Below are 20,070 nucleotides of genomic sequence, written 5' to 3' on the forward strand. Positions count from 1 at the left end.
TCAAAGCATGTTTACTCTATGTAAAATGATAACAGTTTTTTCAACAAGTTTCATCCTCCTATTCAAATTAATGACACTGCCGATTGGCGGTTTCCTTAGGTTAACCTAAAAAAGGGATCCCATATAATAGGCAATCCCTTCCCTACATTTGCTATAAGGTTAACTATCTGCTTCCCCATAAGCTTGAATAATTTTAGCGACCAGCGGGTGCCGGACAACATCGCTTTGCTCTAGAAAAACAAAGGTGATGCCATTTACATTTTGCAAGATTTCCTCTGCTTCCACTAAACCGGATTTAGCCCCTTTGGGCAGATCGATCTGGGTTCGGTCCCCAGTAATCACCATTTTTGAACCAAAACCAAGCCTTGTTAAAAACATTTTCATTTGCTTGTTAGTCGTATTTTGCGCTTCATCTAATATAACAAAGGCATCGTCTAATGTTCGCCCTCTCATATAGGCAAGCGGTGCAATTTCAATTGTCCCCCGCTCAATCAGACGCTGTGTATGCTCTGCACCTAATACATCATGTAAGGCATCATACAACGGTCTTAAATAAGGGTCCACTTTCTCTTTTAAATCTCCGGGTAAAAACCCAAGACTTTCACCTGCTTCTACAGCTGGTCTTGTTAAAATAATCTTATTCACCTGGCCATTTTTAAGAGCATTTACCGCCATCACAACTGCGAGATAGGTTTTTCCTGTCCCGGCCGGTCCGATTCCAAACACAAGATCTTTGCTCCTAATTGCCATTACATACTGCCTTTGACCAAGCGTCTTGATCCGAATCGTTTTCCCTTTAACGTTTTTGCCAATTTCCTCATCATACAAATTTACAAAATAATCAAGTGTCCCTTTTTGTGCCATCTGAATCGCATAAAGAACATCTCTGCCGCTGATGGTAATCCCTTTTCTAATCACGTGCACCAGCTTATCAAGAACCTGCTCCGCCATTGTCACCTTCTCTTGGTCCCCTGACAAGCTGACAGACTCTCCTCTTGTGACGATGGAAACATCAAGCTCCTGCTCAATCATTTTAATGTTTTGATCAGAATTCCCTAGCAAAGAAATGGCCTCTGCCGGATTTACAAGCTGTACATTAATGGTCGTTAACTTTTCTGTCATTCATGAATCTCCTTGGTAATCGGCTGCCCGATTGCAATGTTTTCGATGATTTTAAAATGAATATCTAGTATAACCTTACCATTTTTTATAACTTTGTGTAAAATTTTTTCATCTTTAAAGATAGCATCCTCATCTACTTTCTTTTTTATGTCATTTTTCGCCAGCTCTATCGCTTTTTCTTCTGCCTCTTGATCTGTATAAGTTCGAATGAATTTCTCTTGTTCGCGGATGGTTTTATCTACATAAGAAATGGGCAATTTCCATTTTAGAAAATGGAGTTTATGAATATTCTTTTCCATTTTATAGTCTTTAAACTCATGTTTGCCGAAGCCCCAAACAGGGATTTCGAAACTTCCGAGCAATAGGGAATACTTTCGTTTTTCTTTCCCGTTATAAACAAAAAATGTAGACTTTATCGGCAGCTCCACATGGCCTTTGTACCACGTTTCTCCCCAAACATCCCCTTTTGCCGCTACGAGTTCCGGCTCCTTCCCCTCTTGTCCAATTTGACCGGACACCAGCAATTGACCTCGTTCAACATAATCATTAACATCGACAACCTTTTGACCATCATCAATATCCATCCTAACAATCACCGCCTTCTTTTTTGCTATCAGATTCCTTGGCGTGAGCTTTACAGGCTGTTTTGGCTCATTTTTCTCCACTACCTGCAGATGATAGGTTGTCCCCTTTAATTCCACACCAACCCACGTCAGCTCACCAACATTGTCAGTTAAACGCCTTTGGATACCTTCCGCATTATCTACAAAAAACTGAAACTTTCCAATTTTAACGCCCATCTTGTCCAATTCCTGGCGAATTTGATATTCTGTTGCAGGCTTTGCACCTTTTACTTCGATTCCCCAAATCACGTTTGATAATAGAAATACAATAACAACAAAAAATACAGCTCCAATCAAAAAACCACTGTTTTTTAATAAACGCATTAACAAAAACGGTGCACCGCTTTTTCCAAGAAAGGAAATGCGGCAGCCGCTTTTTCTTACAAAATGTCTTATTTTCAGGGCATCACTAAGTTTTATTTTAAAGGTAATAGTGTCCGTCCCATGCCTCTTTACATTCCATATATGAATTTCATTCCGTATTAAAACGTTTAATAAACGCTCAATTCCTTTGCCGGTAACCTTTACAGTAACCTTGCCAAATAAAAAAACGGTCCATTGATTCTTCATTTTGATCCCCCTGGATTTTCATTTATATAGATAACCTGATCGATTTTACCTTCAAGTAAGATTTCTTCAGGTAAAATGGTTTTAATCACAAAGGATTTCCCTTTAATCAATAATTGCCCCTGCTTTAACAACAGTCGGAGTTCTTTGTCGGTAAAAGCAAGTAAGCCGCGATGATTCTCGATATAAATGTGAATTTGTCCTATCATTGTTATTCGGGGTAAATCCATCATGACATCTTGTGGAAGATCCATATTTTTTGCCATCCAGCTGCGAACTCGCCCAACCCAACTTTTTGCCATAAAAAAAAGAACCCCCTTTCATCTCATGTTTATGAAATGACGCAGGGTTCTAGCACATCTTTTTCCATTTGCTTCATTGTTTTCGCTGAAAAAAACTTACCTTCTTCTCGTGAAATGAGGGTTTTTGGAGCGTGGTTCACCAAGGATTTCGGACCAAATGATGCCGTTAAGAATCATATTAGTTTCAAGATTATCTCGATGCCGGCTTCCTTCCTCAGTAAGTTCAGTATATAGCGGCTCCTTATCCTCTACAATTTCCTCTTTCACTTTATTTCTGGGTCTACTTTGTACCCGCTCTCTGGCCTCAATATTCTGATTTACCTGTTTATATTGTTCAATTACATCTTTTTTTGCAGGCTGTAGCTGCTCGAATTCATTCTGGATCGTTTTTGTTCTCTTTTTCGTTTCATTTTGCATAAATGTCTTAATTTCCTCAAAAGTTTCCAAGGAAACAGGTCTATTCCTGTGATTTTGTTTATTTTTTGTCTGGCCTTTACCAAAAATACTTGAGAGGATCCCTATTATAATGATAATAAATAGAATTTCCATTAGCCACCTCTTTCTGTTTACAGACCGGCAACTGGTTTACTTGTCTTCCTTCTTATCACCTGTTATTCTACCAATTGATCCTCTCATATCTGTATCCGCTGAAATATTTTTAAAGTTTAGATAATCCATTACCCCAATATTTCCAGTTTTAAGTGCATCCGCCATTGCCAAAGGAACAGTAGCTTCCGCTTCTACGACCTTGGCTCTCATTTCCTGTACTTTCGCCTTCATTTCCTGCTCTTGAGCAACTGCCATCGCACGTCGTTCCTCAGCTTTTGCCTGTGCAATCCGCTTATCCGCTTCCGCTTGTTCGGTCTGCAGTTCAGCTCCGATATTCTTACCGATATCAACATCGGCAATGTCAATCGAAAGAATTTCAAATGCTGTACCCGCATCAAGACCCTTTGCTAATACTGTTTGTGAAATCAAATCAGGATTTTCTAATACTTTGCTATGGCTTTCAGATGAACCTATGGTAGATACAACCCCTTCACCAACACGGGCCACTACCGTTTCTTCACCTGCACCACCCACAAGCCGGTCAATATTGGCACGAACAGTAATTCTTGCTTTAGCTTTTACTTCAATACCATTTTTTGCAACACCAGCGATAAACGGCGTTTCGATTACCTTCGGATTAACACTCATTTGTACAGCTTCTAATACATCGCGACCAGCAAGGTCAATTGCAGCACAGCGTTCAAAGGTTAATTCAATGTTTGCTCGGTGTGCGGCAATCAGAGCATTTACTACGCGGTCAACATTACCGCCGGCAAGATAATGGCTTTCAAGCTGATTAATCGTTACACTTAAACCAGCTTTATGCGCCTTAATTAACGGATTAACCACTCTCCCAGGAATTACCCTTCTAAGCCTCATACCAACAAGGGTAAAAATACTAATTCTTACCCCGGCAGCAAGCGCTGAAATCCAGAGCATCACTGGAATAAATGATAACAGGATACCTAAGAAGATTACTGCAACCACTACAATTGCTACAATAAAAAACGTTCCTCCCGCAATAAAGTCCATATTACATAAACCTCCTGAAAAAAATTATTTTATTTCGCGGACAACAATTCGAGCACCTTCTACTTTGATTACTTTTACTCTTGCATTTTTTTCAATAAAGCTTCCTTCACTGATAACATCAATTCTTTCATTATTGATCTCCATTGTACCTGCAGGACGCAAAATAGTTAACGTAACACCGACTTGGTCCAGTAACTCAGTACGGTTTATATTTGAAACATAGCCATCTTCCTTTCTGGCTATATCAAACAATACCATTTTATTAAACAGAACCAGTTTCTTTCCTAATACCCTGATCATTAAAAAGAAAACGGTAATCGAAACAATGATCGCAATCAGAATCGAAACCCCCATTTGCACCGGGTTTTCTCCCGCCAGGAAAAAGCTGAAGATCAATGCTGCTGTACCGAGTGTCCCCGCCACTGCGCCAGGAAGAAACAATTCAAAAAAGATTAACAGAATTCCAACAACAAATAAGGTTAAAGTTCCGAATCCTGCAAGCCCTGCTTGGAAATGTCCGAAAAAGAATAAAACAAGTGCAAATAAGCCAATGAATCCTGCTATCCCGAATTTTGGTGAAAATAGTTCAAGTACCATCCCAACCCCCGCAATGATTAAGAGAACGGTTACAACAATTGGATCCGTAAGAAATGCTGCCATTCTTGTGAAAGCCCCCTTTCTATGTTCGATACTAATTAATACGTTTTAACAAGCAATTTAGTTTCATTTATAAAATAATAAAAGACCGCAGACAAATTATCTGCGGTCCCGATGTCAGAATACTATGAAAGGTGTTGTTGTACAAATTTATTTACAAGCGATCCGTCTGCTTTACCCTTTACTTTAGGCATGATAGCAGCCATCACTTTTCCCATATCTGCTTTTGATTTTGCGCCAGCCTCAAGAATCGTTTGTTTGACGATTTCAGACACTTCTTCTTCAGAAAGCTGTTTCGGCATGTACACCTCGACAATTGAAATCTCTGTACGCAATTTTTCAACTAGGTCTTCTCGACCAGCTTTATCAAACTCATGGAGGGAGTCTTTGCGTTGTTTAAGTTCGCGAGTTAGGACTGTTAACTCTTGGTCATCGGAAAGTTCTTTTACTCCAAGCTTAATGGCTTCATTTTGCATGGAAGCTTTAACCATCCGAATGACTGAGAGTTTGTCTTTTTCCTTACTTTTCATCGCTTGTTTCATGTCATTATTTAAACGCTCTAGAAGACTCATTTAATACACCCTCTTAAAACTTACGTTTTCTAGCTGCTTCAGACTTTTTCTTACGTTTTACACTTGGTTTTTCATAAAATTCGCGCTTTCTTGCCTCTTGCAAAGTACCAGTTTTTGATACAGAACGTTTGAAGCGACGAAGAGCATCTTCAAGCGATTCGTTTTTACGAACGACGGTTTTAGACATCCTCTTTCCCTCCCTCCGAAACACAACACACTAACATCAATCCATGTACCTTGCAATTATAATATATCCTGGATGCTAGGTCAACTGAAATTCGTCTAATCTTAAGACAGATATTTTCATTTTTATACACGGTATTCACCATTTCATATAACACGTCTAATTTATTACTATTTAGGAGGCATGTCCCTTCATAGCAAACCATACAATGGATAAAAGGGGGGCGTTAGACATGCTGTACATATTATTATTTGTCCTTTGTATTTTATTATTTATTTTTGGTATGACCATCATACGTTTCGGCTTGTTTAATTTGTCTGCAAATAAATTAAAAACTTGGCTGATTAAACTGACAAGCTCGCCTTTAAAAGGGATGTTAACTGGTACATTCATTACTGCCCTTATACAAAGCAGCTCGGCAGTAATGGTCATTACAATTGGATTAATTTCCGCAAGAATCATGACCTTTCCGCAATCAATTGGCATCATTCTTGGAACAAATATCGGTACCACATTTAAAACCGAGCTGATTACCTTTAACCTCGATGCTGTCTTAGTACCTTTTGCGGTCATGGGTGCGGTAATGATCTTATTCCCTAATAAAAAATTTAGGAGTATCGGGATGCTGTTTTTCGGGATTGCTTCCGTTTTTACGGCAATGAAAGGGTTTGAGATGTTAGCTCATCCGCTTACTTCCATGAAAGCAATTCATCATTTTATCGTTTCCATTAATGATAATATCCTTTTAAGTCTGCTTACAGGTACAATTATTACATCAATTATTCAATCTAGTACAGCAATGACAGGAATCGCAATGGGATTTTTATCAGCTGGCCTGCTTCAGCTCGATGCAGGAATAGCGATCGTCTTTGGGGCAAATATCGGCACTTGTGTTACCGCTCTAATCGCAGCGATTGGGGGAGGAAACGAGTCACGGCTGGCCGCCTATGCCCATGTCTGGCTCAATGTATTTGGGGTATTGCTTTTTATCCCGCTAATCCCATGGCTGACGGAATACGCCCCATTAATGGCCAGCAAAAAAGACGTGCAGCTGGCACATATTAGTGTCATATTTAACGTCGTAACCTCATTACTTGTTTTGCCATTTGCCGTAAAATTTGGCGAAATGATATTATTTTTGCATGACAAAAAGCCGAAAACTCCTATTATAAAAGATTAAGGGGTGCTTGGCGGCTCTTGGTGGCAAAACTTAATGCACAATTAGGAAAAGTGTTTCCAAGCGAGGCCATTGGCGACTAAACCTTACGCATAATCGAGAAAACTATTTCCAATCAAGCCTTTTGGCGACTAAACCCTATGCATAATCGAGAAAACTGTATCCAATCAAGCCTATTGGAAGCTAAATGAAAAAGAGGGGTCCCAATGGATTTCGGGACACCCTCGTGTTAGATTGCTGCTTCCTCTTGTGAAAGGATTTCTTCCTTTATTGACACATGTTCTTCCATTACCTTTACAAATTGACCTTCATTATACGGGTAGCCTGCTTTTGTAATTTTAACCTTAACTATTTTACCAACCATTTCTTCCATTGCTGGGAAGACAACTTTCAAATAATTATCGGTATAGCCTTCGTATAAGCCTGAATTTGGGTCTTCCTTGTATTTCTCTTCAGGAATGACTTCAAGTACTTCCCCTTCAAATTGTGAGGCGTATTCTTTAGCCAGCTGGTCTGAAAGAGTGATTAACCGGTGGACACGCTCATTTTTAACCTCTTCATCCACTTGGTCTTCCATTCTGGCAGCAGGTGTACCTGTCCGTTTCGAATATGGAAATACGTGAAGCTCTGAGAATTTATGTTCTTTAATGAAATTATATGTCTCCATAAATTCTTCTTCCGTTTCACCAGGGAATCCAACGATTACATCAGACGTAACCGCTAAACCTGGCAGCACTTCTTTCAGACGATCGAGCCTTTCTGCAAAGAATTCCATTGTATATTTACGGCGCATTCTTTTCAGAACTGTATTTGAACCGGATTGAATTGGAATGTGTAAATGACGGACAACAAGATTAGAATGTTTGATCACTTCAATTACTTCATCCGTAATTTGACTTGCCTCAATCGAAGATATCCGCAGGCGTTCCAATCCCTTCACACTTGATTCCAAATCACTCAAAAGCATGGCAAGATTATAGTCCTTCATGTCTTCACCGTAACCACCAGTATGAATACCAGTTAAGACAATTTCCTTATATCCGGCATCGACAAGCTGCTGGGCTTGACGGATTACTTCTTTTGGATCACGGGATCTCATTAAGCCGCGGGCCCATGGAATAATACAGAAGGTACAAAAATTGTTACAGCCTTCTTGGATTTTTAAGGAAGCTCTTGTTCGGTCTGTAAATGCAGGAACATCAAGCTCCTCGTAGACCCGATTTTTCATAATATTACCAACACCATTTATTGGCTGGCGTTCATTTTTATACTGCTCTATATATTCAAGCATTTTTACTCGGTCCTGTGTTCCAACAACAATATCGACTCCAGGAATTGCCATTATTTCGGCAGGAGAGGTTTGTGCATAACAACCAGTTACACAAATAACGGCATCAGGATTTTTCCGAACCGCACGGCGGATTACCTGACGGCTTTTTTTATCACCGGTATTGGTTACCGTACAAGTGTTAATAACATATACATCCGAAGTTGATTCAAATTCAACCCGTTCGTAGCCTTCCTGCTTAAACAACTGCCAGATTGCTTCAGTCTCATAATGATTAACTTTACACCCAAGTGTATGAAAAGCGACTGTTGGCATTGTAAACTCACCTCAGTAATTCAAAATGATAGGAAACCGCCGCCAGTGTATATAGCGGAGCTGTTTCCGTTCTTAAAATCCGCGGACCTAAACCGCAAAGGATAAATCCAGTGCTTTCTAATTTCTTAACCTCTTCATCAGCTAAACCGCCTTCGGGACCAAATACGATCAACAGTGAATCCCCCGGCTGCATCTGTTTAAGAACAGCAGAAAAGTTGGATGCTTCTCCGTCCCTGCTTTCCTCTTCATAAGCTGCTAATTTATATTGGAAATCCTTACTTTTTTCCAGCATAGCATTAAAACTCATGGGACTTATCATATCGGGTACCATCGTCCGATGTGATTGTTCAGCAGCTTCTTTAGCAATTTTTTGCCATCTTTCTATCTTTTTCGCTGCTTTTTTATCGTCCCACTTGACGACCGAGCGTGCCGCAGAGAATGGAAGGAACTGATGGGCCCCTAATTCAGTACCCTTTTGAATAATCCATTCAAGCTTGTCCCCTTTTGGCAGACCGCTGGCGATTGTAATTGAAATCGGAAGCTCCGAGTTTCCTTCTAACCATTGTACAACGTCTGCAACGACTGTTTCATCGGTAATTTCTGCAAGCCTGCATATAGCCTGCTTTCTTTCTTGATCTACACAAATGATTTCATCATCTATTTGCATACGCATCACTTTAACAATATGATGGCGATCGTCTCCTTTAATGATAAAGCGATCATCATTTGCTCGATGATTAACAAAGTAGCGTTGCACACTTTTGCACCCTCTCTAAAACGTTTTACTCCTTATTTTACTAAAGATTAATCAATAAGGAAAGCTGTAATCTCAACCAAATGGTTCAAGGGTCCCCTGTAGGGGGACCCCATTTTCTCGGATTATTTTTTTACTGCGATAAGTGCCACCCAATCCTCCATAAGGATCGTTTCCGAAATTTCAAACCCTGAGGCAAGCAGTGCTTCCTTTACTTGGTCTTTTTTCGGCTGGATAATTCCAGAAGCGATGAATGACCCACCAGGTTTTAGTACTCTTGCAACATCATCGGTAAATCTTAAGATTACCTCCGCTAAAATGTTGGCAACAATGACATCTGCTGAATTTTCCTCAACACCATCGAGCAAATTGTTTTGATTAACCATGACGATGTCGTTAACCTTATTTAACTTAATATTTAATCTTGCCTGCGTAACAGCAACCTCATCAAGATCATATGCTCTAATATCTTCGGCACCTAACATCGCTGCAGCAATACTTAAAACCCCAGACCCTGTTCCTACATCAATCACTCGATCACCAGGACGCACTGTTCTTTCAAGCGCTTGAATGCACATTACCGTTGTCGGGTGTGTGCCTGTTCCAAAAGCCATGCCTGGGTCCAATTCGATGATTAATTCATCGCTGCTAACCGGATGATAAATCTCCCAAGTTGGAACAATCGTGAACCGCTCTGAAATTTTCACCGGGTTATAGTACTTTTTCCAAGCGGTAGCCCACTCTTCTTCATTTACTTCACTGATTGTCACTTTATTAAGTCCGATATCAATATTGTATATAATTAGGTTATTAATTGACTCCTTGATGGCTTCGACTGTTTCACCTAAAAAACTATTAACCGGCAAGTACGCTTTTACAATAACGCCTTCTTCTGGATAATCACCTGGATTGAGTTGGTAGATTTCCCCGAATTGATCTTCCCTTTCTTTTGTCAATTCAAATGGATCTTCTATGACGACTCCGCTCGCTCCAGCCTCATGCAAGATATTAGAAATAGGCTCGACCGCTTCGTTTGTTGTATGGATACTAATTTCAGACCATTTCATTCTACCAACTCCAATCCTCACTCACCTTTAAAGGCACGTTTTACTTTTGAGAAAAAGCTCTCTTCGTGATCACCAAGCGGTGCTGAGCCGCTAATGTCTGCAAACTCACGCAGCAGCTGTTTTTGTTTATCTGATAGTTTTGTTGGTGTAATAATCCGTACTTGGATATGCTGATCTCCGACCCCATAACCACGGACATTAGGCACCCCTTTACCTCTTAAACGGAATTTAGTACCTGTTTGTGTTCCTGCAGGAATTTTCAATTTTACTTTACCATGCAGAGTTGGCACTTCAATTTCGTCCCCTAAAGAAGCCTGAACAAAAGTAATCGGCATCTCACAGTATATATCATCGCCATCTCTTTCAAAGAATTCATGCGGGCGGACATGGAAAACAACATAAAGGTCGCCAGCTGGACCACCGTTAATCCCTGCTTCCCCTTGTCCAGCCATTCTTAATTGCTGGCCATCATCAATACCAGCAGGGATTTTCACATGAATAATTTTACGTTTTTTCACCTTGCCGTCGCCGCCGCAGGTTGAACATTTTTGTTTAATTTCCTTACCTGTCCCATTACAGTAATGACAGGTACGGCGATTAACAATTCTTCCAAACGGAGTATTTTGCTCAACACTTACCTGTCCAGAACCATTACAATGCTTACAGGTTTCAGGATTGGTTCCTGGCTTTGCTCCAGAACCATGACAAGTCTCACATGTCTCTTCCCTTGGTATTTCAATGTCTGTTTCCTTTCCAAAAGCTGCTTCTTCAAAGGAAACCGTCATTGTATACTGCAAATCCGCCCCCTGTCTTGGTGCGTTCGGATCCCGTCTTCGCGAACCGCCGCCGCCGCCAAAGAAGGTATTAAAGATATCTTCAAAACCGCCAAAGCCGCCAAAATCTGAACCACCGCCGAAACCGCCAAAGCCCTGGTTTGGGTCTGTATGTCCAAACTGGTCATAATGCGCCTTTTTCTGGTCATCACTTAAAACCTCGTAAGCCTCAGCAATTTCTTTAAATTTCTCAGCTGCATCCGGCTCTTTATTTATATCTGGATGGTACTTTTTTGAAAGCTTACGATAAGCCTTTTTTATTTCATCCTTTGAAGCACTTTTGCTAACACCAAGCACCTCATAGTAATCCCGTTTGCTCATGATTACCACTCCCGAATCTGTCACATAAAGCTTATTTTAACACCGTAAAGAAGTAGAAAGCAATAAAAATACATATGAATATTGCTTGCACAGTCCTTTACTCAATGAAAAAGCCAAAGTCTAGGAATCTGACTTTGACTTTTTCACCTTCAGATGCACAATTTAGCTTTTCTGCTTATTTGTCATCCTTTACTTCTTCAAACTCTGCATCAACGACATTGTCATCTTTACCAGAAGCGCTGCCTGCATCTTGAGCGCCTTGCTGTGCCTGCTGTGTAGCTTGCTCGTAAAGTTTAACGGATAGTTCTTGAACAATTTGTTGTAATGCATCCTTTTTAGCACGCATTTCAGTTAAATCATTCTTCTCAATCGCTTGTTTTAAAGCATCTTTGGCTTCATTAGCTTTTGCCACTTCAGCTGCGTCCACTTTGCCTTCAAGATCCTTTAACGTTTTTTCAGTTGTAAAAACTAGCTGATCTGCTTCGTTTCGAAGTTCAGCTTCCTCTTTACGAGATTTATCTGCCTCAGCATTTTCTTCGGCTTCTCGAACCATTTTTTGAATTTCTTCATCTGACAGACCAGTTGAAGATTTGATTGTAATTTGCTGTTCTTTATTCGTACCGAGGTCTTTTGCACGAACATTAACAATTCCGTTTTTATCGATATCAAATGTTACTTCAATTTGTGGAATTCCTCGTGGTGCCGGTGGAATATCAGATAATTGGAAACGACCAAGTGTTTTGTTATCTGCGGCCATCGGACGCTCCCCTTGCAAAACATGAATATCAACGGCTGTTTGATTATCTGCAGCTGTTGAGAAAACCTGTGATTTTGAAGTAGGGATGGTAGTATTGCGATCAATCAACTTCGTAAATACACCGCCCATTGTTTCGATACCAAGGGAAAGCGGAGTTACGTCAAGTAAAACAACATCTTTTACATCTCCCGTAATAACACCGCCTTGGATGGCTGCACCCATGGCTACAACTTCATCAGGGTTTACACCGCGGTGAGGTTCTTTTCCAGTTGCTTTTTTAATTGCTTCTTGCACGGCTGGGATACGAGTAGAACCACCAACAAGAATAACTTTATCAATTTCAGATGCTGATAGACCTGCATCGCTAAGTGCCTGACGAGTTGGTCCCATTGTACGCTCTACAAGATGTGCTGTTAGTTCATCAAATTTTGCTCTAGAAAGTGATACTTCAAGATGAAGCGGACCCGCAGGACCGGCAGTGATAAATGGTAAAGAAATTTGTGTTGACGTTACACCGGAAAGATCTTTCTTGGCTTTTTCAGCAGCATCCTTTAGGCGCTGTACAGCCATTTTATCTTGAGAAAGATCAATGCCGTTTTCCTTTTTGAATTGATCTACTAAATAATCAATAATCACTTGGTCAAAATCATCACCGCCAAGACGATTATCGCCGGCAGTTGCCTTTACTTCGAATACGCCGTCACCAAGTTCAAGAATAGATACGTCGAAAGTACCGCCGCCAAGGTCATATACTAAAATGGTTTGGTCCTGATCCGTCTTATCAAGGCCATAAGCAAGAGCCGCAGCAGTCGGTTCGTTGATAATCCGTTCTACTTCTAGACCGGCAATTTTACCCGCATCCTTTGTTGCTTGACGCTCAGCATCATTAAAGTAAGCTGGAACAGTAATAACTGCTTTTGTAACAGGTTCTCCAAGATAGTCCTCAGCATAGGATTTTAAATATTGTAGAATAACAGCAGAAAGTTCTTGAGGTGTATATTGTTTGCCCTCAACTTCTTCCTTATAGGCTGTACCCATATGGCGTTTAATTGACATAACTGTATTCGGATTTGTAATCGCCTGGCGCTTTGCCACTTCCCCAACCTGACGTTCCCCATTTTTGAAGGCAACAACAGATGGAGTTGTACGGTTTCCTTCTGGATTTGGAATTACTTTTGGTTCGCCGCCTTCAAGTACAGCCACACATGAGTTCGTTGTACCAAGGTCAATACCAATTATTTTACTCATTCCCTTTTCCTCCTTGAATTTTATGTAGATTACTGATTGACTTTCACCATTGATGGACGGATAACACGGTCCTTTAAAATATAGCCTTTTTGGAATTCCGCAATCACAGTGTTAGGTCCAAAGTTTTCATCTTCCCCCTGCATTACTGCATGGTGCTGATGTGGATCAAACTCTTTTCCTACTGCATCAATCGGTTCCACGCCTTCCTTTTTCAAAGCTTCTAATAAGCCGCGGTAAACCATATCCATTCCTTGAAGCAATGACTTTGTTTGTTCATTATCAGCTTCGATTTGAAGCGCTCTTTCAAAGTTATCTAAGACAGAAAGTAAGTCTGTCACAATATTTTGAGCTCTATATTTTTCATTCGCCTCTTGATCTAATCTGGTACGGCGGCGAAAATTATCGAAATCAGCTTGAAGGCGTAAATAGCGGTTATCCGCTTCCTCAAGCTTACTCTTTAACTGCCCGATTTCCTTTTGGAGTTCTTCTATCTGTTCAGCCGGATTTATCTCGGCAGCAATATTTTCTTCCTTGTTTTCTGCATTAGTTTCAGCTTGAGTAGAAACATTGTCTTCGGAAAGATTATCATTTTCATTTATCATTTCTTCTGTTTCTTGATTCATTGTCTGGTTTTTTTCATTCATCAACATGCTCACCTCCCTTAAAGCATTATCATATATTTAGAATATTTATTTCATGGTAAAAGGGGTGAAACCATTGGATCTTTCACCCTTACTCAATATACCCGCGCTAATTATTTTGATACAGCTTCGTTAATACCGCTGTTAAATCCTTACTTAACAATTGTAATAAACTGATGACCCGCGAATATTCCATTCTTGTAGGACCTAGAATTGCTATAGAACCTAATTTTTCTTCGCCTACTGAATAAGTCGCAGTAATTAAGCTGCAGTCATCCATGATTTTATTATTGTTTTCACTGCCAATTTTCACATGGATTCCTTTTGAATTATTTCTAATAATATTTGAAATCCATTCTTCTTGATCAATCATCGTCATTAAGTCACGGATTTTTGTTAAATCATGAAATTCAGGCTGACTTAACATGTTTGTTTTACCTGCAAAGAACAGCTTCTCTGTGATTGGCATTTTTAGCAGCTGGGCGAACGTATGCAGCATTAAATCATAATTATGAATATGCTGCCTTAACAGCATGGCTACCTCCTTATAAATTTTATCATTCAAATCCTCAAGGGGAACACCATTTAATCTGTCATTTAAAATATTGACTGTCTTCTCAAGATCGCCAGCATGGACTGATGGCGGCAATGAAAACAACCTGTTTTCAACATGACCTGTATCAGTAACAAAAATTGCAACCGCAGTTTCTTTATTTAAAGGTATAATTTGGATTTTCTTAAGTTTATTTACACTAACAGCTGGTCCAAGAACAATTGATGTATAATTGGTTAATTCAGAAAGAATACTTGCTGACCTTTGGATAATCTTTTCAAATTCAAAAATTTTCTCAGCAAATATTGATTGAATAATCGATATATCGTGCTGAGTCAAGTCCTGAGGTGATAGCAAATGATCAACATAGTACCGATAACCTTTTTCGGACGGAACTCTCCCTGAAGAAGTATGTGTCTTTTCAATAAACCCCAATTCCTCTAGGTCAGCCATCTCATTGCGTATGGTAGCCGAACTCAGCGAAATTCCATCCTTTTTCGACAAGCTTCTAGAACCAACTGGCTGCGCAGAACGAATAAAGTCATCAACAATCACCTGAAGAATTAATAATTGACGATCTGTTAACAACATTCATCACCTCTGTTAGCACTCATTAATCTTGAGTGCTAATTATACTAATAAATTATCAAAAAAGGGAGGATGGTGTCAATCAATCACACCTAAAAACATTTGGAAAACTTCATTTCCTAAGAGCCGCCCTTGTTTTGTTAAATATATATTATCATCGTTCACTTCTATCCATTTTTTTGATGCTAATTCGTTTATTTCATTTGAAAACAACTCGAGTGGGTCACGATTAAATTTTTCATTAAATTTGGATATAGACACTCCAGCAGTCTTGCGTAACCCTAGAAACATTTCTTCTTCCATTTGTTCGGAAGGTGTAACTTGATGATTTTCTCGAATTGGAAGTTCTTCATTGTTTATACAATCAATATATTTTTTTAACGGTCCAATATTGGAGCGCCTAATTCCATTTACATAACTATGAGCACCGGCACCAAAACCATAATATGACTCATTATTCCAGTACACTAAATTATGCCTGCTTTCATAGCCATATTTGGAGAAATTACTGATTTCGTACTGATGCAGCCCACGACTTTCCATTTTCTCCATTAAAACCTCATACATTCGTGCCTCAATATCTTCCCCAGGTGTTGGGAGCTTACCTTTTCTTAGTAAATTATAAAAGACTGTCTTTGGCTCAATAATTAAGGAATAAGCAGAATAATGCGGCAGGTCTAGAGAGAATGCTTCGTTTAATGATTCTTCAAAGTCCTTCAGCGTTTGTGTCGGCAAACTATAGATTAAGTCAATACTAATATTATCAAATCCAATTGATTTAATATTATCAACTGTTTGATAAACATCCTTTGCCCGATGAGCGCGGCCGATTTTGGTCAGCAGATGATCGTTAAAGGTTTGTACACCGAGGCTTATTCTATTTACCCCGGCATCTTTTAATATTTGTAATTTTTCCTTAGATAAGTCCCCTGGATTTGCTTCAAATGTAAATTCAACATCTGCTGCTTTTGGTAGATTCTTATTGATACCTTCACAAAAACGGTCAAGCTGCTGTTCATTTAGTGATGTCGGTGTACCTCCTCCGACAAATATCGTTTCCAGCTTATCTGATGGAAATTCTCGTAAAGTCAATTTCATTTCCTGCTCAATAGCCTGTATATAGTCGTCGACTGGCTGACCTTGCAAATACACTTTATTAAAATCGCAATAATAGCAAATATGTTCACAAAACGGGATATGAAGATAGGCTGCTTTAATCATTCGTTTCACCTTCCCCCAAGCAGAAACACATTACTTGCTTGGATTCATTTTAATTAAAAAGAGGCCAGATTCACCATCATGGCTCGTCCAACCTCCCTTAAGTTTATTTCTTTTGATTGTTATCGTCCATTTTTAAGACGGCCATAAACGCTTCTTGCGGTACCTCGACTGAACCTACCTGCTTCATCCGTTTTTTACCTTCTTTTTGTTTTTCAAGAAGCTTTCGTTTACGGGAAATGTCACCGCCGTAGCATTTCGCCAATACGTTTTTGCGCATGGCTTTAATGGATGAGCGCGCAACGATTTTCGTGCCGATGGCTGCCTGTACTGGAACCTCGAATTGTTGCCTTGGAATTAACTCTTTAAGCTTTTCAACAATTACTTTTCCACGTTCATAAGCAAAATCCTTATGAACAATAAAGCTTAAAGCATCTACTTTTTCTGCATTTAACAATATATCCATTTTAACCAGTTTGGATGGCTTATAACCAATCAACTCATAGTCAAATGAAGCGTATCCTCTAGTATTTGACTTTAATTGGTCAAAGAAATCATAGACAATTTCAGCTAAGGGTATTTCATAAATAATGCTGACTCTATTTTCATCTAGATACTGCATATCCACAAAAATACCACGCTTTTGCTGACAGAGCTCCATAATCGCTCCCACGTAATCATTTGGCGACATCATCGTAGCTTTTACATACGGCTCCTCGACGCGGTCGATTTTTTGCGGATCCGGCATATTCGAAGGATTATCTACTTTTAGTTCAGTACCATCTGTCATGTGTACATGATAGATAACACTCGGTGCGGTGGTAATTAAATCAATTTTAAATTCTCGTTCAATCCGCTCTTGAATAATCTCCATATGAAGCAGTCCTAAAAATCCACAGCGAAAACCAAATCCTAATGCTTGAGATGTTTCTGGTTCAAATTGAAGAGCAGAGTCGTTTAGCTGAAGCTTCTCTAGTGCTTCACGGAGATCGTTAAATTTGGCAGTATCAATTGGATACAGCCCGCAATAAACCATTGGGTTTAATTTTCGATAACCTGGAAGCGGCTCAGTGGCACCTTTTTTGGCGTTTGTAATCGTATCCCCAACCCTTGTGTCACCAACATGTTTAATCGCTGCTGCCAAATAACCAACATCACCGACTGTTAATTCATCACGAGGCACTGCTTTTGGATTATGAACACCAACTTCAGTCACTTCAAATTCTGCCCCAGTCGCCATCATTTTTATTTTATCGCCGACCTTAACCGTTCCATCGACAACACGAATGTAGACGATTACGCCGCGATAGGCGTCATATAATGAATCGAAAATTAACGCTTTAAGTGGTGCATCCGGATCTCCTTCAGGAGCTGGAACGGTATGCACTACCTGCTCGAGGATCTCTTCAATTCCAATACCGGCTTTAGCGGAAGCTAATACAGCCTCAGAAGCATCTAAACCTATTACATCTTCAATTTCAGCACGAACTCTTTCAGGGTCGGCACTTGGCAAATCGATCTTATTAATGACCGGTAAAATTTCCAGATCATTATCAAGCGCCAAATAAACATTGGCGAGCGTTTGAGCTTCGATACCCTGCGCTGCGTCTACGACTAAAATAGCTCCTTCACAGGCAGCAAGACTGCGGGAAACCTCATACGTAAAATCGACGTGACCTGGTGTATCAATTAAATGAAAAGTATATTCTTCCCCATCCTTAGCTTTGTAGCTTAACTGGACGGCATTTAACTTAATTGTAATACCGCGTTCTCTTTCCAGATCCATCGAATCTAGCAGCTGCTCTTTCATTTCACGGGAAGTTAAGGCATTAGTTTTTTCCAAAATTCGATCCGCCAATGTTGATTTTCCATGATCAATATGGGCAATAATCGAGAAATTTCTGATTTTAGATTGTCTTTTAAGTCTATCTTCTCTGTTCATGTCGTTCACTCCTACTATACACGCCACACGTAAACTATTTTTGATTATATCAGCCAGACTTTCAACATTCAATTAAATTTGAATAGCGGCACCATTTTTTGGTGCCGCCCGAAGGGTCTATTCCGTAATTTTACGAATTAGTTTTTCCGAACCATTCGTCAAACCGTCTGACACTTTTTTGCCCATAGAAGAAAAAAAATTAAAGGCGTTCATCTCTTCAAGCTTCTTCTTTTTGGATTCGAGGTCATGGCTTGATAGTTCTTTTCCTAAAAAGGTCGCATTGAAATCTTTATCGTGTTCATTGATGGAAACCGCATTTTGAAAGTTCGGGTCATCGTAACCTTTCATTTTATGAATACCGTTATTTGCAATCTCCATCCCGGTTAACACAGAGATAAACATTAATGCGGCTACGATAAAACTTTTCAGCATGAACATCTTCATATATCTATCCCTTATTTCTATTGTTTATTGGTTGACTGCTCTATATCCTTATTAACTTTTTCTGCCTGCCAGTAGTAATCACTAAAAACTTCTGCAAGAGCATCTGCCGAACGGTTTAACTCTTCGAATGTGTTATCTACACCGCCAAATTCAATTAAAATGGCATTTTCAGATAAGTTTTGGTTATAGATCGCGTTTCCTGTACCTGCTGGCTTTACAAAAATCCCTCGGCTCAATCCCTTATACTTTTCCTGTAACCGTTTATGAAGCTCCCTGGCGAATTTTTCATTTTTTTCGTAATTAGGGTTTTTTCCACCTATAACAAAGGCCAGCTTTGCGTAGGATTTATTGTTAATTGTTACTGTTGTTTTCCCTCTGCGCTGCGAGTCACGGTGAATATCAATAAAATACTGTAAGTTTTGATTTGAAGCCATAGCTTCTTGAACAATAATCCGCGATTCTTGATAGGATTGCGTATATTTCCAGTTCTTCTTATTCAGGTTCCCCTGAACATCAGTTTTATCAACATATGTTCCAATTCCCCGATCTTCAAGACTGGCTTTTAATGGGTCGCCAATAATATTGGTCACGTTTATTTTCGAATGTTGTGCCAAATCAGGGTTCGTAACACCTTTTAAATATGGTAAATAAGATTCGCGATTATGCGTGAAATAAAGATAAACAACCTTTCGCTTTCCCGTTGTTTGTCCCGGAGCAGTATGAGATTTTCCTTCAGAAGATTTTTCTAAATCCTCTAAGTTCTGCAGTGCAGCCTCTTGCTCCGCTTTCATGATCTCGATCGGTGGTGCCGATTCCATTGGCATATTTGTATAATTGGTCCCTTCACCAGCAACGAGTATTTGTCCGTCAAATTGGAAAAACCCGGGCAATTCACGACCCAGCAGACTGCGCGGGTCATCCAAATTAATATTACTTGCGAGCTTAAATACTAAATTTGTCAATTTTGGATACTCTGCATCAGGCTTTACTGTTAGGAAATGGTGATTTTCCCAGCCCATTAATTGATATAATAGTTGGCTATTTACATTAGTTGCTGCTTGATTTACAGAGGTTGATGTTAGTCTATATTGTGGCTTTAACGAGGTTAATAACCCACTAATAGAGAAAATCAATAGCATAAATAGAAGTAACAACGCTGCAGATTTTAGTAAGCTTGTCCCTTGAACGATTACAAATGTTCCTGAAGCTCTTTTCATGGTTCCACCTCGCAAAACAGATTCTAGTAAATCCTATGACATTACTAGAATTGATAGAACCAGTTTTATTTTTTGTTTTGCGAGGATATTAAACTTTAC

20 protein-coding genes are annotated in these 20,070 nt (G+C 39.6%); 1 reads left to right on the top strand and 19 read right to left on the bottom strand.

Features of this window, described 5'->3' with window-relative positions; genetic code table 11:
- Window positions 1–159: 159 nt before the first annotated feature.
- The 8 genes from IE222_RS02900 to rpsU form a co-directional block, all read right to left on the bottom strand.
- Window positions 160–1,122, bottom strand: coding sequence for a PhoH family protein (locus IE222_RS02900; RefSeq protein ID WP_191269519.1), 963 nt, complete (start codon window positions 1,120–1,122; stop codon window positions 160–162).
- On the bottom strand, window positions 1,119–2,315 hold the full coding sequence (gene yqfD, locus IE222_RS02905) for a sporulation protein YqfD (RefSeq protein ID WP_191269520.1): 1,197 nt from the start codon (window positions 2,313–2,315) through the stop codon (window positions 1,119–1,121). Before yqfD ends, IE222_RS02900 begins: the two co-directional genes overlap by 4 nt.
- Complete coding sequence (gene yqfC / locus IE222_RS02910) at window positions 2,312–2,614, bottom strand: sporulation protein YqfC (protein WP_191269522.1); 303 nt, start codon at window positions 2,612–2,614, stop codon at window positions 2,312–2,314. Before yqfC ends, yqfD begins: the two co-directional genes overlap by 4 nt.
- Before the next feature lie 96 nt (window positions 2,615–2,710).
- Window positions 2,711–3,163, bottom strand: coding sequence for a YqfB family membrane protein (locus IE222_RS02915; protein WP_191269524.1), 453 nt, complete (start codon window positions 3,161–3,163; stop codon window positions 2,711–2,713).
- A 36-nt stretch (window positions 3,164–3,199) separates the two neighbouring features.
- A complete protein-coding gene (gene floA, locus IE222_RS02920) occupies window positions 3,200–4,195 on the bottom strand; it encodes a flotillin-like protein FloA (protein WP_191269526.1) in 996 nt (331 codons plus the stop codon).
- Window positions 4,196–4,219: 24 nt separating this feature from the next.
- Entirely contained in the window at window positions 4,220–4,855 is a 636-nt protein-coding gene (locus tag IE222_RS02925; protein ID WP_191269528.1) for an NfeD family protein, read from the bottom strand.
- 122 nt (window positions 4,856–4,977) lie between these two features.
- The gene (locus tag IE222_RS02930; RefSeq protein ID WP_191269529.1) at window positions 4,978–5,424 is read right to left on the bottom strand and encodes a GatB/YqeY domain-containing protein; all 447 of its coding nucleotides are present in this window, start codon (window positions 5,422–5,424) and stop codon (window positions 4,978–4,980) included.
- A 13-nt stretch (window positions 5,425–5,437) separates the two neighbouring features.
- On the bottom strand, window positions 5,438–5,611 hold the full coding sequence (gene rpsU / locus IE222_RS02935; RefSeq protein ID WP_003152957.1) for a 30S ribosomal protein S21: 174 nt from the start codon (window positions 5,609–5,611) through the stop codon (window positions 5,438–5,440).
- A 229-nt stretch (window positions 5,612–5,840) separates the two neighbouring features.
- Between rpsU and IE222_RS02940 the strand changes: the two genes are divergently transcribed.
- The gene (locus IE222_RS02940) at window positions 5,841–6,788 is read left to right on the top strand and encodes a Na/Pi symporter (RefSeq protein WP_191269531.1); all 948 of its coding nucleotides are present in this window, start codon (window positions 5,841–5,843) and stop codon (window positions 6,786–6,788) included.
- 226 nt (window positions 6,789–7,014) lie between these two features.
- Here IE222_RS02940 and mtaB read toward each other — a convergent pair whose 3' ends face one another.
- The 11 genes from mtaB to spoIIP all read right to left on the bottom strand — a co-directional run bounded on the left by mtaB (window position 7,015) and on the right by spoIIP (window position 19,971).
- Window positions 7,015–8,388 carry a tRNA (N(6)-L-threonylcarbamoyladenosine(37)-C(2))-methylthiotransferase MtaB gene (gene mtaB / locus IE222_RS02945; RefSeq protein WP_191269533.1) on the bottom strand — a complete coding sequence of 458 codons (1,374 nt, stop codon included), beginning with the start codon at window positions 8,386–8,388 and terminating at the stop codon, window positions 7,015–7,017.
- Between the two features lie 7 nt (window positions 8,389–8,395).
- On the bottom strand, window positions 8,396–9,145 hold the full coding sequence (locus IE222_RS02950) for a 16S rRNA (uracil(1498)-N(3))-methyltransferase (RefSeq protein ID WP_191269535.1): 750 nt from the start codon (window positions 9,143–9,145) through the stop codon (window positions 8,396–8,398).
- 122 nt (window positions 9,146–9,267) lie between these two features.
- A complete protein-coding gene (prmA, locus tag IE222_RS02955; protein WP_191269537.1) occupies window positions 9,268–10,209 on the bottom strand; it encodes a 50S ribosomal protein L11 methyltransferase in 942 nt (313 codons plus the stop codon).
- A gap of 17 nt (window positions 10,210–10,226) precedes the next feature.
- Window positions 10,227–11,363 (bottom strand): molecular chaperone DnaJ, encoded by a 1,137-nt coding sequence (gene dnaJ, locus IE222_RS02960; RefSeq protein WP_191269539.1) that lies wholly within the window; start codon window positions 11,361–11,363, stop codon window positions 10,227–10,229.
- 175 nt (window positions 11,364–11,538) lie between these two features.
- The gene (gene dnaK / locus IE222_RS02965; RefSeq protein WP_191269541.1) at window positions 11,539–13,368 is read right to left on the bottom strand and encodes a molecular chaperone DnaK; all 1,830 of its coding nucleotides are present in this window, start codon (window positions 13,366–13,368) and stop codon (window positions 11,539–11,541) included.
- Window positions 13,369–13,397: 29 nt separating this feature from the next.
- The gene (gene grpE / locus IE222_RS02970; RefSeq protein ID WP_191270177.1) at window positions 13,398–14,012 is read right to left on the bottom strand and encodes a nucleotide exchange factor GrpE; all 615 of its coding nucleotides are present in this window, start codon (window positions 14,010–14,012) and stop codon (window positions 13,398–13,400) included.
- A gap of 106 nt (window positions 14,013–14,118) precedes the next feature.
- A complete protein-coding gene (gene hrcA / locus IE222_RS02975; protein WP_191269542.1) occupies window positions 14,119–15,150 on the bottom strand; it encodes a heat-inducible transcriptional repressor HrcA in 1,032 nt (343 codons plus the stop codon).
- Window positions 15,151–15,228: 78 nt separating this feature from the next.
- Entirely contained in the window at window positions 15,229–16,371 is a 1,143-nt protein-coding gene (hemW, locus tag IE222_RS02980) for a radical SAM family heme chaperone HemW (protein WP_191269543.1), read from the bottom strand.
- A gap of 103 nt (window positions 16,372–16,474) precedes the next feature.
- Window positions 16,475–18,310 carry a translation elongation factor 4 gene (lepA, locus tag IE222_RS02985; protein ID WP_191269545.1) on the bottom strand — a complete coding sequence of 612 codons (1,836 nt, stop codon included), beginning with the start codon at window positions 18,308–18,310 and terminating at the stop codon, window positions 16,475–16,477.
- A gap of 117 nt (window positions 18,311–18,427) precedes the next feature.
- A complete protein-coding gene (locus IE222_RS02990; RefSeq protein ID WP_191269547.1) occupies window positions 18,428–18,754 on the bottom strand; it encodes a DUF3679 domain-containing protein in 327 nt (108 codons plus the stop codon).
- Between the two features lie 17 nt (window positions 18,755–18,771).
- Window positions 18,772–19,971: a stage II sporulation protein P gene (spoIIP, locus tag IE222_RS02995; RefSeq protein ID WP_191269549.1), complete on the bottom strand. Its 1,200-nt coding sequence runs from the start codon at window positions 19,969–19,971 to the stop codon at window positions 18,772–18,774.
- Window positions 19,972–20,070: the final 99 nt, after the last annotated feature.

Source organism: Neobacillus kokaensis, assembly GCF_014656545.1.
GTDB classification, from domain to species: domain Bacteria; phylum Bacillota; class Bacilli; order Bacillales; family Cytobacillaceae; genus Neobacillus; species Neobacillus kokaensis.

Coding starts and splice junctions, on each gene's coding strand:
- IE222_RS02900 (WP_191269519.1), bottom strand. CDS start 1,122: ATGACAGAAAAGTTAACGACCATTAATGTACAGCTTGTAAATCCGGCA.
- yqfD (WP_191269520.1), bottom strand. CDS start 2,315: ATGAAGAATCAATGGACCGTTTTTTTATTTGGCAAGGTTACTGTAAAG.
- yqfC (WP_191269522.1), bottom strand. CDS start 2,614: ATGGCAAAAAGTTGGGTTGGGCGAGTTCGCAGCTGGATGGCAAAAAAT.
- IE222_RS02915 (WP_191269524.1), bottom strand. CDS start 3,163: ATGGAAATTCTATTTATTATCATTATAATAGGGATCCTCTCAAGTATT.
- floA (WP_191269526.1), bottom strand. CDS start 4,195: ATGGACTTTATTGCGGGAGGAACGTTTTTTATTGTAGCAATTGTAGTG.
- IE222_RS02925 (WP_191269528.1), bottom strand. CDS start 4,855: ATGGCAGCATTTCTTACGGATCCAATTGTTGTAACCGTTCTCTTAATC.
- IE222_RS02930 (WP_191269529.1), bottom strand. CDS start 5,424: ATGAGTCTTCTAGAGCGTTTAAATAATGACATGAAACAAGCGATGAAA.
- rpsU (WP_003152957.1), bottom strand. CDS start 5,611: ATGTCTAAAACCGTCGTTCGTAAAAACGAATCGCTTGAAGATGCTCTT.
- IE222_RS02940 (WP_191269531.1), top strand. CDS start 5,841: ATGCTGTACATATTATTATTTGTCCTTTGTATTTTATTATTTATTTTT.
- mtaB (WP_191269533.1), bottom strand. CDS start 8,388: ATGCCAACAGTCGCTTTTCATACACTTGGGTGTAAAGTTAATCATTAT.
- prmA (WP_191269537.1), bottom strand. CDS start 10,209: ATGAAATGGTCTGAAATTAGTATCCATACAACAAACGAAGCGGTCGAG.
- dnaJ (WP_191269539.1), bottom strand. CDS start 11,363: ATGAGCAAACGGGATTACTATGAGGTGCTTGGTGTTAGCAAAAGTGCT.
- dnaK (WP_191269541.1), bottom strand. CDS start 13,368: ATGAGTAAAATAATTGGTATTGACCTTGGTACAACGAACTCATGTGTG.
- grpE (WP_191270177.1), bottom strand. CDS start 14,012: ATGAATGAAAAAAACCAGACAATGAATCAAGAAACAGAAGAAATGATA.
- hemW (WP_191269543.1), bottom strand. CDS start 16,371: ATGATTAAAGCAGCCTATCTTCATATCCCGTTTTGTGAACATATTTGC.
- lepA (WP_191269545.1), bottom strand. CDS start 18,310: ATGAACAGAGAAGATAGACTTAAAAGACAATCTAAAATCAGAAATTTC.
- IE222_RS02990 (WP_191269547.1), bottom strand. CDS start 18,754: ATGAAGATGTTCATGCTGAAAAGTTTTATCGTAGCCGCATTAATGTTT.
- spoIIP (WP_191269549.1), bottom strand. CDS start 19,971: ATGAAAAGAGCTTCAGGAACATTTGTAATCGTTCAAGGGACAAGCTTA.